General features: G+C 48.8%; 16 protein-coding genes. 7 read left to right on the top strand and 9 right to left on the bottom strand.

The genetic code is table 11. The features are described 5' to 3' along the window. Positions 1–151: 151 nt before the first annotated feature. From Q0V82_RS08425 to Q0V82_RS08455, 7 genes are all read left to right on the top strand, one after another. A complete protein-coding gene (locus Q0V82_RS08425; RefSeq protein WP_297574660.1) occupies positions 152–937 on the top strand; it encodes a hypothetical protein in 786 nt (261 codons plus the stop codon). Between the two features lie 234 nt (positions 938–1171). Further along, positions 1172–1456: a DnaJ domain-containing protein gene (locus tag Q0V82_RS08430; protein WP_297574663.1), complete on the top strand. Its 285-nt coding sequence runs from the start codon at positions 1172–1174 to the stop codon at positions 1454–1456. Further along, entirely contained in the window at positions 1453–2016 is a 564-nt protein-coding gene (locus Q0V82_RS08435; protein ID WP_297574666.1) for a hypothetical protein, read from the top strand. Before Q0V82_RS08430 ends, Q0V82_RS08435 begins: the two co-directional genes overlap by 4 nt. An 80-nt stretch (positions 2017–2096) precedes the next feature. Next, positions 2097–2864 carry a hypothetical protein gene (locus Q0V82_RS08440; protein ID WP_297574669.1) on the top strand — a complete coding sequence of 256 codons (768 nt, stop codon included), beginning with the start codon at positions 2097–2099 and terminating at the stop codon, positions 2862–2864. A gap of 1 nt (position 2865) precedes the next feature. After that, a complete protein-coding gene (locus Q0V82_RS08445; protein WP_297574671.1) occupies positions 2866–4071 on the top strand; it encodes a hypothetical protein in 1206 nt (401 codons plus the stop codon). Positions 4072–4214: 143 nt separating this feature from the next. Beyond that, entirely contained in the window at positions 4215–4829 is a 615-nt protein-coding gene (locus Q0V82_RS08450; RefSeq protein WP_297574673.1) for a LysE family translocator, read from the top strand. Positions 4830–4880: 51 nt separating this feature from the next. Continuing rightward, positions 4881–5219, top strand: coding sequence for an FKBP-type peptidyl-prolyl cis-trans isomerase (locus Q0V82_RS08455; protein ID WP_297574675.1), 339 nt, complete (start codon positions 4881–4883; stop codon positions 5217–5219). Positions 5220–5239: 20 nt separating this feature from the next. Here Q0V82_RS08455 and Q0V82_RS08460 read toward each other — a convergent pair whose 3' ends face one another. The 9 genes from Q0V82_RS08460 to Q0V82_RS08500 all read right to left on the bottom strand — a co-directional run. Next, on the bottom strand, positions 5240–5842 hold the full coding sequence (locus tag Q0V82_RS08460) for a 2-hydroxychromene-2-carboxylate isomerase (RefSeq protein WP_297574677.1): 603 nt from the start codon (positions 5840–5842) through the stop codon (positions 5240–5242). Between the two features lie 179 nt (positions 5843–6021). Further along, positions 6022–7452 (bottom strand): sulfate adenylyltransferase subunit CysN, encoded by a 1431-nt coding sequence (gene cysN, locus Q0V82_RS08465; RefSeq protein ID WP_297574679.1) that lies wholly within the window; start codon positions 7450–7452, stop codon positions 6022–6024. A gap of 101 nt (positions 7453–7553) precedes the next feature. Then, positions 7554–8480: a sulfate adenylyltransferase subunit CysD gene (cysD, locus tag Q0V82_RS08470; protein WP_297574681.1), complete on the bottom strand. Its 927-nt coding sequence runs from the start codon at positions 8478–8480 to the stop codon at positions 7554–7556. A gap of 274 nt (positions 8481–8754) precedes the next feature. Further along, the gene (gene rsfS / locus Q0V82_RS08475; RefSeq protein WP_297574683.1) at positions 8755–9126 is read right to left on the bottom strand and encodes a ribosome silencing factor; all 372 of its coding nucleotides are present in this window, start codon (positions 9124–9126) and stop codon (positions 8755–8757) included. Positions 9127–9203: 77 nt separating this feature from the next. Continuing rightward, positions 9204–9839: a nicotinate-nucleotide adenylyltransferase gene (gene nadD, locus Q0V82_RS08480; protein ID WP_297574685.1), complete on the bottom strand. Its 636-nt coding sequence runs from the start codon at positions 9837–9839 to the stop codon at positions 9204–9206. A 12-nt stretch (positions 9840–9851) separates the two neighbouring features. Continuing rightward, complete coding sequence (locus tag Q0V82_RS08485) at positions 9852–10127, bottom strand: chorismate mutase (protein ID WP_297574687.1); 276 nt, start codon at positions 10125–10127, stop codon at positions 9852–9854. Positions 10128–10130: 3 nt separating this feature from the next. Then, on the bottom strand, positions 10131–11387 hold the full coding sequence (locus tag Q0V82_RS08490; protein ID WP_297574689.1) for a glutamate-5-semialdehyde dehydrogenase: 1257 nt from the start codon (positions 11385–11387) through the stop codon (positions 10131–10133). 393 nt (positions 11388–11780) lie between these two features. Then, entirely contained in the window at positions 11781–12674 is an 894-nt protein-coding gene (locus Q0V82_RS08495; protein WP_297574691.1) for a serine protease, read from the bottom strand. Between the two features lie 67 nt (positions 12675–12741). Then, positions 12742–13064, bottom strand: a 323-nt coding sequence (locus Q0V82_RS08500; RefSeq protein ID WP_297574693.1) for a hypothetical protein, incomplete at its 5' end; no start/stop codon positions are given.

Here is a 13064-nt window from a genome sequence, read left to right on the forward strand (position 1 = left end):
CACGCGTCACCAAGCACCAAGACCAACCGCCTCAGTTGAAGCGACCGGTTAAAAACGCCGCCAAGCTGATCAAAACCTGTCTATTTCATTTCTCGTCTTGTATGCTTAACTGAGTCCGGCAAAGGCATATCGTGTAGAGGCGGAATAATCCATGCATCCAAAAATTCCAAAAATATTATTTTCTTTGTTTGGCCTTGCTTGCTTTACCACAAGCTATGCCAATGATTGCAATGGCATCAAAACCCCCAATTACACTTTTCCGGTCAATGACCCCAATTTTCATGGCGTGGCCATTGAATTGCCGGGCATTTTAGAAAATAGTAAGACTGGCCCCTTTCCTGAGCTCATCGCCGTCATCAATCAGTTTTATCCCGCAGGCAAAATCGACTTCAGCCTCGAACCGGTCAAACGAGTCTACCTCGACATCAATAACAAAAATGCGGATTTTCGCTTTCCAACGATGAAGATCAAAGATGGCGCAAAAAATGCTGCGCCATATCAGTATTCCAAAGAAATGCTCGGCAAAGTCACCTTCGTGCTGTACACCAACAAAAAACAAATCATCCCCAAACAACAAGTCATCCAAGCCGATAACGACACCAAACTACTCATTGAAGCGCCACCAGCCGACTGGGGGTTTCCAACGCGCAGCGTCATCAATCTTGAGCAGTCGCTCAAAAAACTCAATGCCGGTCGCATTGCAGGCGTGCTGTGGGCGCAAGAAGAAAGCGACTATCTGATCAAAAAATTAAAGCTACAACAAATCCACCGCGCCCATTTTGAAGACTACCCCGATGTATTGTTTTTTTCTTGCAATGCGCGTGGCGACTTCGTCAATGACGCCATCAGCAAAGCGATTAAAGCGGCAAGAGATAGCGGCGCACTCGAAAAAGCCTACTTCAAAGTGCATAAACCTTATCAAGATTGGCAACCTTAGTCGCTAATCGAGTACACCCTGCTTGCAAGGCAATAAGGCCAGCCAAAATCTGCTATCATTGCGCCCACTTGTTGCTATTATTTTGAGCAGGGCTTAGCCCGATAGCACCTTGATTTGCTGAGCACCTCAGCAAATTGGGCGCTCCCAGTGATCAATTTCAAAGTCCGCTTCGCAAGAAGTGGGCTTTTTGTTTGCTGGCTCACAAGATCACCCTCTACAAATTGAGGTTACTTGATGTCTTTACACGATCATTATGCACAGCTGGGTGTTCAGCCCAATGCCAGCATCGAACTGATTAAAGCGGCCTACCGCCGCAATGCGACTCAATTTCATCCTGATCGAAACGCCGCACCCGATGCAGCGGCACGTTTTCGAGAAATTCAAGTTGCTTATGAAGTGCTATCTGATAGCGAAAAACGTAAAGCTTACGATGATTATCGTCAGCGCAGCTTAATTGATGATCCTTTGGCTATTGCCCAAGAGATTAGCGCCAAATATCTACAAGGTTTGTTTCAGTGAATATCTCTCCCTTTTTTGCCGAATTAATGCCCGTTTACGACGCCGAGCTCGATGACTTAATGACCGATTCAGAAGGTCGTCCGGCGCTAAAAAAACGCCTGAATGAAAAACGCCAACAATTTGCTCATCTATTGCCGATGATTGAATTCAGCCCTGAAATGGTGGCGGTGGTTTTCTACAATGCATTTAGCTTTACTTCACCGGCCATGATGAAAGCACTCATCATTAGCGAGCCTGATGGCGACGATTTTATTTCTTGGGATCAATTGCAAGACAATCTCACGATCGCCGATTGGGCGCAGCAATACACTGCAGCAGCGGTTGCGGCCGATGGTGGCGAGCAATTTTTAGTCATCGCCGCTGCGCTGGAATATTTGCGAATCAAAGGCGGCCACTACAGCAGCGCGCCTGAGAGCCATGCCGAGTCAGAATCAATTGACGACGATCACGATGTTTACAATTCAGACGACGATGGCGGGCAGATGGGTGATTTAGAAGATTCTGGCGCATCTTGGTTATCAGAACAAGGTTTTGAATCGCACGAATCAGAGCGCAAATAAGTGGCCGCAATCGGTACCGACGAGCGTCGGTTGACCATTGGCTCTTGCTACCTAAATTCAACGCTGCAAAAGGACTGATCATGCATCCAGCAATTATCAATGCCTCACAACTCATTTTGGTTGGCGATATTTTAGGCGCCGAAAAAGTGCTGTCCGATATTGCCGATCAACACGGCGATACGGCGCTGATGCAAATTTTGGGCGATGTTGCGCCCAAAGATTTGCTGGCCATTATGCGCGAATATGATTCTTCCAAAGAATCGTTATTGAGCATGATGGTCACCCCGGAGCAATTTGCCCGCGCAGTCGTACTCGATAAGCACTATGGCGAGCGCAATAAAGACAAAATGCGCGGCATGATGAATGCGGTGATCTATAAAAATCCCGATTTAACCAGCGAGTATCTTGAGCCGATTTTTAAAGCAGCCGGTGGCGTTGAGACGATGGCGGATTATTTTTATGGCCGTTTAGAAGACGTGCTCAACTTTGTGATGCACGCCAGCAATACCACCACCCCGCTGCCATTTTTATCGGATGATGGCGATAGCACTAGCGATGAAATTCGCGAGTTTTTTAATGTGTTTCATTCGCTGGAACATATTTTGGATAAAACCAACTGGAGCTATACCCGCTCAGAAGTGGCTGATAACGACTGGAAAGAAACCATTTGGCTGCTGTTTCACGAGCTTCCTGATGAATTTGAATTACTCATCGGCGAATTACAAGGCCGCGCTTTAATGCAAGCAATGCGCAATGAGCGTCGCAGCAAACCGATTAGCGATAGCGCACTCGAAAGCCTGATGCAGGCAATTAGCAAAACGGATGATACTGAGGAGTCGGCAATTTAATATGAGCATCAGTACCACCGTCACTGCGTTTGACTCACGCCGCTTTTTTGATAAAGCTTTTGTCTACGGCGTTCAGCACGGCATCATCAGTGCTGAACGGCAAACGACGATTCAAGCTGATTTAGCCAAGGGCATGGTGCAGATTGCCAATTATTTTGGCACGGCCTATCTGCGCCCCGATCTTGAGCTAGCGATTATCCGCATCACCAATTTGATCAGCATTTACCTTGAAGACCACGCTCAAGGTGATGTGCAAATTGGCGCGCAGTCTTTGCAAAATAACTCGTTACTATCGCACTCGAAACAAGGCGCCGATATGCTGCGCCGCCTGCACGCCATGCCCAAAGAAACCTTGCTACTGCAGCATGACCCAGCGTCCAGCGACGAGCAGCAATCGTTTCTCAATGAAATGAGCCGTGAATCGCAGATTTCGTGGCCCGACTACCAAGCGCAATTAGCGCGAGGACAAGCGATTCAAAACCAGCTGGATCTTGGCTTTTGGCTGGCCAAAAAACTGCGATTAGCCAGCGAAGAAATTTGCGATGCCGAGCAACTGATCAACACCGCGATGCTGTTGATTTTGACACCGAAAGCCGCGATGAAGCGGCCCAAACGCAGTGAGTTTGATGCTTTGCTTAAAGCGCTTAAACCGAAAAAAATCAGCGAAAATCCTGAGCGATTCGCGTTGTTTTTTAGCGATGCGCCGCCAAAAATCGAGCAAATCGCCCAAACAGAGATGGCGCGATTTATCGCCCAAGAATGGCCCAAAATTCGCAGCAAGCAATTGAATCTGGCCCATTACTACATCCATGGCGGCATTGATGCGATTAGTGAATACGATGAAGCCATTGCCAAAAATTGGCAGCGCATTAGCCATAACGACGACAATAGCGTGATTGCCACGCTGTTTTTATTGGTGGCGACGGGTCAACCAGTCAAATCAGCCATGCTCAAACGCGAAGCCAGCGCCATGGTGCAAGCGCTGCGCGAACAGGGCCTCAACAATGCGGCAGTGATTGAATTTATCGAGCAGCATGTGCCGGTTGAATTACGCGAAGAGTTGACCGATTTTTGGCTTAATGATTTAAAAGAAGACGCAGACACGGCTCTTGCCAATAAAGACCCTGAGTTTCCGGATCTGTATATGGAACGCGCTTTTAAATATCTGCAAAACAACTGCAACACCACTTGGAAAGGCCGTAGCTAAATATCCATATAATGGGGTATTTTGCTACAGCCTTTATGCAAAAAAAGCCCCAGAGCAATACCCATAGCCTATTGGTCTTAGCTTGCCCTCTGGTGTTGGTGGTACGGGCCAGCCAAGGCCAACAGCGCCTCAGGAGATCAAAAATGTCTTTGCAGATTTGGTTGGCTTTTATTGCCACCACTTGTTTTATCTCGGCGACGCCCGGGCCCAATATGTTGCTGATGATTAGCCATGGCGCCCGCTATGGCTGGCGGGCAACAACGGCGACAATGGCTGGCACCATTGTCGGCTTGGCCTTGCTACTGAGTGCCTCGGCCATGGGAGTCAGTACCATTTTGGCGACTTCGGCGCTGTTATTTACCGCGTTAAAAATAGTCGGTGCGCTGTATTTACTGTATTTAGGCTATCAATGCTGGCATGCCGGTAGCCAACTGTCGCTGCCGAATGCCAACGCCGATACTGCGCGCGCCCGTTTTCGTACTGGCCTGACGATCGCCTTATCCAATCCCAAAGCCATTTTATTTGCCGGCGCTTTTTTGCCGCAGTTTCTAAACCCCAGTTTGCCGCAAGGCTCGCAATGGCTGATTTTACTCAGTAGCTTTTTTGTGATTGAGCTTAGTTGGCAACTGATTTATGCCTTGGGTGGCATGTCGCTAGCGCGCTGGCTGGCCAGCGGCCAAAGAATTAAAGCGTTTAATCGCAGCTGTGGGCTGGCTTTTTTTGCCGTAGGTGGCGCTTTAGCCTTTGCCAAACGTTAAAGATTGCAGCACTGCAATACCGATTTTTATTTACTCATGAATTCAAAGACTATGACCACAGAACTCATTATCGAAGACCTCATCGTCGGTGATGGCAAGGCCGCTGTCAAAGGTGCGTTGATTACCACCCATTACACCGGCACTTTGCTTGACGGCACGGTGTTTGATTCTTCACACCTTAAGGGTCGACCCTTTCAATGCGTCATTGGCACCGGTCGCGTGATTAAAGGCTGGGATCAAGGACTGATGGGGATGCAAGTCGGCGGCAAACGAAAGTTATTCGTTCCCGCGCATTTGGCCTATGGCGAGCGCCAAATTGGCGAGCATATCAAACCCAATTCTGATTTGTATTTTGAAATTGAATTATTAGAAGTATTAACGCGCGACTAAGCCGCATCTGCGGTGGAGCGCTAGTATGGCCCAGTAGCCAGCCAGCGCTCAAGTTGCGGCAAGCGATCATTACCCCAAAAGCGCTCGCCTCCCACCATAAAAAATGGCGAGCCAAAGACACCGCGCGCCTCAGCCATATCGACCTCGGCCTTGACCCGAGCACGACTGCTTGGATTACTGCAGGCCTCGTGAAATTCTGCTGCAGAAATATCCACTTGGCTTGCCAGCGCTTGCAGCTCTTCTAAGATAGCAATGTTTTTGTTTTCGACAAAATAAGCCTTCAGCACCAAGCTGGCAAAAGCCGTGCCTTGCTGCGGATCACGATCATGAATGGTATGAAACAGCCGTGCTGCTTGCTCGGTATTCACGCCAACTAAAGACGGCGTTTGATAAGCAATGCCGTAATAAGCCGCCAAACGCTGAGCATCGCGCTTAATATAATCGGTGCGCATCATATTGCCGGCCAGTTTCATCCGCTCCATCGATTGAAAATTATCATTTAAAACAATCGCATGCCAACGACTCGATCGGTCGTATTTTTCTGCGAGGGGCTCAATCAATTGGGAGGCGATATAACCATAAGGCGAGGAAAAGTCAAAATAAAAATCAATGGCCAGCGACATCTTTAGTATTCCTATTCTTGGCGCGTCAGCAGGTAAACTCATTGCATCAGTTTAGATGCTGAATCTACATTCGGTAAGCTTTCGCTGCGAATTTAATCCACATCATTTTCGCCGCGCTCACCGCATCGCCATAAAAAAACCCGCGATAACGCGGGTTGAATGCTTAAAAATTTCGGCAATTACTTCAGTAAATCCAAGATGTCTTTTGCGCCCCAATGCGGGAAGTGCTTGCGAACCAGCACATTCAAATCGGCCTCAAAAGCACGTAAACGCGTCAACTCATCGACTTCAGCCACTGCAGCCACGGCTGGCGCATGGATCATACCGGCGGCAGATGTGGCGTTGCTTAAACGATCAATAATAATCAAATTGCCCGTACCACGGCATTCGCGGTAAGTGTCGAATGCAATCGGCGCGGTCAAATCGATACGCACCAAACCAATCTCATTGAGCTTGAGTTCTTGCACATTCAGATGATCAAGGCTATTGACGTCGATACGATACTGGATGGAGGTAATGCGCCCAAAGCATTGTTTGCCGCCGAGCTTGACCATATACTCCTTGCCAACCACCAACGGCGCTTCGTTCATCCACACCACATGTGCGTCAAAGGCACTGCCGACATGCGGCTGCGCATCTTGCGCGCGAACAATCATATCGCCGCGAGAAATATCGATTTCGTCTTCCAGCGTCAACGTGATCGCTTGGCCTGAATATGCGGCTGGCTGCTCGCCCTCATACGTCACAATCGCTTTAACTGTCGATTTTTTGCCTGATGGCAGTGCAATGATTTCGTCACCCGGTAACACATGACCCGCCGCAATCGTGCCGCAGAAACCACGAAAATCCAGATTCGGGCGATTGACGTATTGCACCGGCAAACGGAAGGCATCGAGTTTGCCGCTTTTATTGATTTGGACTGATTCGAGCAAGCCCATCAAAGTTTGGCCTTCGTACCACGGCGTTTTTTCCGATTCATTCACCACATTATCGCCACGCAAAGCTGACAATGGCACGAACTCGATATCTTCAATCGCCAAATCTTTGGCAAAATCCAGATACTGCGCGCAAATTTCCTGGTAACGCGCCTCACTAAATTCCACCAAATCCATCTTGTTCACGGCAACGATGACTTGCTTGATGCCGAGTAGCGACACGATAAAGCTGTGGCGACGCGTTTGCGTTTGCACGCCGTAACGCGCATCGATCAAGATAATGGCCAGATCCGACGTTGAAGCACCGGTGGCCATATTGCGCGTGTATTGCTCATGGCCTGGGCAATCAGCGATGATGAATTTACGTTTTTCAGTGCTGAAATAACGATAAGCCACATCAATGGTAATGCCCTGCTCGCGCTCAGCTTGCAAGCCGTCGACCAGCAGCGCCAAGTCGATTTCTTGGTCGGTGGTGTTAAATTTTTGACTGTCTTTTTGAATCGCCGCGAGGTGATCTTCAAAAATCAGTTTTGAGTCATGCAGCAAACGACCGATCAAAGTCGATTTACCGTCATCCACATTGCCGCAAGTAATAAAACGCAGCATGTCTTTATTTTCGTGTTGCTTCAAATACGCCAAGATATCGCTGGCGATGAGTTCTGATTGATTTGACATGATAAAAACCTTTCAACGCAGAGGCGCAGAGACACAGAGGAAAAACGGAGTCCAAGTTTGGTTTTCTCCGCGCCTCTGCGTCTCTGCGTCAGATTTTGGTCTTAGAAGTAGCCTTCCATTTTTTTCTTTTCCATCGAGCCAGATGAGTCATGGTCAATGGCGCGGCCTTGGCGCTCGGAGGTGGTTGCCAACAGCATTTCCTGAATCACTTCAGGCAAGGTAGCGGCTTTTGACTCCACGGCACCCGTCAATGGATAGCAACCAAGCGTACGGAAACGCACCCATTTTTTGCTGATCGTCGCTTTTTGCTCTGGCGTTAGATATTGCAAAATGCGATCGTCGTCGATCATGATTAGCGAGCCGTTGTATTCAACCACTTCGCGCTCTTCTGACAAATACAGTGGCACGATCTCGATGTTTTCCATATAGATGTATTGCCAGATGTCGAGCTCAGTCCAGTTCGAAATCGGGAATACACGGATCGATTCGCCTTTGTCGACTTTCGAGTTGTAGATATTCCACAGCTCTGGACGTTGATTTTTTGGGTCCCAACGATGGTTTTTATCGCGGAACGAATACACGCGCTCTTTGGCACGAGATTTTTCTTCGTCACGGCGTGCACCACCAAAAGCGGCGTCAAAACCGTATTTATTTAGCGCTTGCTTCAAACCTTCGGTTTTCATCACGTCGGTGTGCTTGGCCGAACCCGCAGTAAACGGATTAATCCCAGCCGCAACACCTTCTTGATTCACGTGGGTAATCAAATTCCAGCCGTCTTCAATCTGCTTTTGACGCAGCTGGTACATTGCTTGGAATTTCCAAGTGGTATCAACGTGCATCAGCGGAAACGGTGGTTTGCCCGGCGCAAAGGCTTTTTTAGCTAAATGCAGCATCACGGCAGAATCTTTGCCAATGGAATACAGCATGACGGGGTTTTCAAATTCAGCGGCCACTTCACGAATGATGTGGATCGATTCGGCTTCAAGCTGCTTTAAGTGCGTCAGCCTTGCTTCGGACAAAGTATTCATAGCGCCTACAATCAAGATGATCTGGGAATGGATGAACTGTACGGAATATTAAGCGAATAAAAAAGATCATTTGCTTATATAGATATAATGCCGGATCGGCATCTGTGGCATAACTCAATTTCGCGCCGCGTCGTTAGCCCAGTCGTACTGAATGTACGGTCTGCGGCGGCGACACTGTCTGATCAAACTTTTGCGCAAAATCGGCCTGCGTCTGAACCACACAGGCGTAAAAAAAGGCGAGTCCAGCAAAGCTGAAACTCACCTTGTGCAGCAATTAAACTGCTGACCAAGCCTTACCCATTGGGTTGAAGGTTGGTTTTTGACCACCCCACAATTGCTCAAGGTCATAATAATCACGCACTGCAGGCAACATCACGTGCACAATCAAGCTACCGGCATCCACCAAGACCCAATCGCCAGTCTCTTCACCTTCGGTGCTGAGGATTTCGTAACCTTTGGCTTTCAATTCAACGGCGACATTATTAGCCAATGCACGCACTTGACGGTTTGATTCGCCGGTCGCAACGATCATGCAATCGAATAAATCAGTCAGTGTGATGGTATCCAAAACTTGGATTTCTTTGCCTTTAATATCTTCAAGCGCCAAAACGGCGATATCACGCATTGCGTCGACATATTCTGTCATTGTATTTCCTTATAAAAGCTTCACAGCCACAGCCGCTTTTTCAATTCAAATTGGTCAACTACGGTGCAGCTTGTCATTTAACGGTAAAGCCCACTTTGATCTAACAGGTCGAACACGGGGGTGAGCGCTGAAACATCTTCCCCGCGTGATAATAAATCACGCACTTGCGTCGACGAGATAGGCATAAGCGGGCTGGATAATAAACTGATTTTACCCCGAGACAGTGTATCGGTGTTGGCTATTACGTGCCGACTGGCAAATTCTTCTGCTAAATCAGGGCTTAAGCGTGAATTTTCCACGTCAATATCAAACTCAGGCCGCGCCGCGATCAGTAAATGCCCCAAATCCAATAATTCACGCCAAGCATGCCAGCTTGGTAAATGCTGCCAAGAATCAGCGCCAATTAACCAAACCAGCAAGGCTTGCGGATTTTCTGCTTGAATCTCGCGCAAGGTATCCAAGGTGTAACAGAAACCAGCCCGACGCACTTCTCGATCATCGGCCAGCAAACCCGCTTCACCGGCAATCGCCGCCTTCACCCACGCCAAACGCTGCGCGGGGGACACGGGCGATATCGGCCGATGCGGCGGTAAACCGGTGGGGATTAAGCGTACTTCATTGAGCTGCAATTGATCGCGCATACAGCGCGCCAAAGCCAAGTGCCCATAATGAATGGGATCAAACGTACCGCCAAAAATGCCGATTTTTTGCATACTTAAATTCAATCAGCACTGCTGATGCTGCATAACGACTTGATCCAAAATCAATCGCTGCAAACGCAGTGCCCAATCGGGATCAAGGCCAGTTTCGCTCGCCAAACGCTGTATTTTTTGCAATTGTGCCGTTTCGCGTGCCACGTCTTGCGCGGGTAACTGACACTGTTTTTTTAATACCCCCACTTGGGCGGTGACTTTAAAACGCTCGGCCAGCAGCACAAACAATTGCTGGTCGAGCGCGTCGATTTGCTCGCGCAATGCGAGTAGCTCAGCAGGCACGCTCATCAATTAAACTCGAATCTCGCCATCGCCAAACACAATCCATTTTTCGCTAGTCAGCCCTTCTAAACCCACCGGACCACGGGCGTGGATTTTGTCGGTTGAGATGCCGATTTCAGCGCCTAAACCATATTCAAAACCATCAGCAAAGCGCGTTGACGCGTTAATCATCACCGAAGCCGAATCCACTTCACGCAAAAATTGTCGTGATTTAGTGTAGTTTTCGGTCACGATGGCATCGGTATGATGGCTGCCATAGGTATTGATGTGATCCATCGCCTGATCCAGATCATCAACAATCCGAATGGCAATAATCGGCGCTAAATATTCGGTACGCCAATCGGCTTCTGTCGCCGCCAAAGCATCTGGCAAGATCGCTTGTGTGGCTAAGCAACCGCGCATTTCTACGCCTTTTTCGCGATAAATCGCGGCAATTGGTGGCAAGATCGACGCAGCAATGGCTTCATTGACCAGCAGCGTTTCCATGGTATTACACGGCGCATAGCGATGCGTTTTAGCATTGTCAGCGATACGAACCGCTTTTACTGGATCGGCTTCATTGTCGATATACACATGGCAAATACCATCCAAATGCTTAATTACTGGCACGCGGGCATCACGGCTAATGCGCTCAATCAAGCCTTTGCCGCCGCGCGGGATAATCACGTCGACAAATTCATTCATCGTAATCAGTTCACCAACCGCAGCGCGGTCTGGCGTTTCGATAATTTGCACTGCGCTCGCTGGCAAACCAGCGGCAGATAAACCCTCTTTAACGCAGGCCGCAATCGCTTGATTGCAATTAAATGCCTCACGGCCGCCGCGCAAAATCGTCGCGTTGCCCGATTTGATACACAGTCCCGCCGCATCCGCGGTCACGTTCGGGCGCGCCTCATAAATAATGCCGATCACACCCAGTGGTACGCGCATTTTGCCGACCTGAATCCCGCTCGGACGATATTTAAAATCACTCATATTGCCGATCGGATCGGGCAGCGCCACCATTTCACGCAAGCCTTGCGCCATTGTGGCGATGGTTTTTGGCGTGAGTTGCAAGCGATCGAGCATCGCGGCATCCAAACCATCCGCGCGCGCTTGATCCATATCTTGTTGGTTGGCAGCGAGCAAAAGCGCGGCATCACGCTCGATGGCATCAGCAATCGCATTCAGTGCGGCATTTTTGGCGCCGGTATTGGCTTTGGCCATTAAACGGCTGGCAGCACGCGCAGCGCGGCCAACGTCTTGCATATATTGTTGGATATCCATCGATGACTCCATTAAAGATTTGCTTCAATTGTAGCGGAAAGGCCCTAGGGTCTGTTGACGTTTGGTTTGCGGATCGCGTTTGTGCTGATTTTGGCCTGAAACAAGGCGAAAGACGCGTGGCATAGTCATTCTATGCAAGCGTTTTTCAACGCAGTGTCAGGCTGACTTGATTTAAAAAAGCCGCAGCCAAACCCTAAGGGCTGGCAAGTGCGGCAATTACGGTCAATGCGATCAATGCGATCAATGCGACCTGTTTGCAGGCAGCTGGCTGAGGCTGCTCGCCAAGCCATGCGCTTAGCAACATGGGTATATGGCTGTAAAACATACTAAATATGGCTTGCTGCCATATACCTACAAGCTATTTCAACTGGCCTATTGAATCGCCGCAAGTGTTTATAGCGTAGGCAATTGCAAGACGCTCACGCCGACATTGTCCGCTTTTTGGCGATTAAACCAATCTGGTGCCGAGCTTTGTACGCCGACCAACAGTGGGCCGTTAGCGGTGGTGAGCCAAATTGGCGATCCAGAATCACCCGATAAGGTGTCGCAGCGATGAAACAAGGTATTGTTTTGACGAAATTGAGTTAGGCTGCAAGCCAGATGCACGGTGAGTAATTGATCGTGATCTTCAGCAAAACCGCCTTGATTGAGCTGCATATTCGCCGTTTTAAACGCCAGCTCTAAAGCCGCTCGTTCGCCTTTAAACAAAGGCATTGGCGCGGGTGCTACGCCTTCAACCAGCTTTACTTTTAACCAAGCAATATCGTATTCAGCCGCTTGCGGCAAGATATACACATCATTGCCTTTGTATTGCAATCCGCGTTTAAACGCCGGATGAAACACTTGATCGAGTACTTGATATTTGGCTTGATATTCGCCCTGATGAAAACCAGCTTTAAACCATAAACCAGCATCGGGCTTACGCGCTTCCATCATAAAGCAGTGCGCCGCAGTCACCGCTAAATCAGGAGCGACCAACGTAGCAGTGCAGTTGTAATCATTTTTGGTGGTGAGCTGGCCAATGGCAGCAAATGGCGCAGGATATGGCGCTGGAATCACCAAGCGGTCATCCGTACCAAAAAATAGCATCTGCTGCTGCCGAGAGAGTTCGGGATTTTGTTTGTCTGGCATGCTCGCAGCACGCACAAATTCGGCAACCGGCACGCTCGCTATCGGTTTGGCGGTGTTTAATCGGGGTGGATTAAATGCCAGCGCCACGGCGCCGATGAGCGTGAAGGCGCTTAAAGTTAAGCCCAATGCAACGGCGATTTTTTCTTCAATTATCATATCGATCCAATCCACAACGCAAAAAGGGACGCTAGCGCGTCCCCTTTGTTTACAACGATGCGGCTAATTATTTAGCTGCAACAGTTGAAGCTTTAGAAGCTACAGCAGAGGCTTTTTTAGATTGTGCTTTTTGAGCAGCAGAAGCTTTAGAAGCTACAGCAGAAGCTTTTTTAGATTGTGCTTTTTGAGCAGCAGAAGCTTTAGAAGCTACAGCAGAAGCTTTTTTAGATTGTGCTTTTTGTGCAGCAGAAGCTACAGAAGCGCCAGAAGCTTTTTTAGCTTGTGCTTTTTGTGCAGCAGAAGCTACAGAAGCGCCAGAAGCTTTTTTAGCTTGAGCTTTTTGTGCAGCAGAAGCTACAGAAGCGCCAGAAGCTTTTTTAGCTTGTGCTT

It is taken from the genome of uncultured Deefgea sp., from assembly GCF_947072475.1.
GTDB lineage: Bacteria > Pseudomonadota > Gammaproteobacteria > Burkholderiales > Chitinibacteraceae > Deefgea.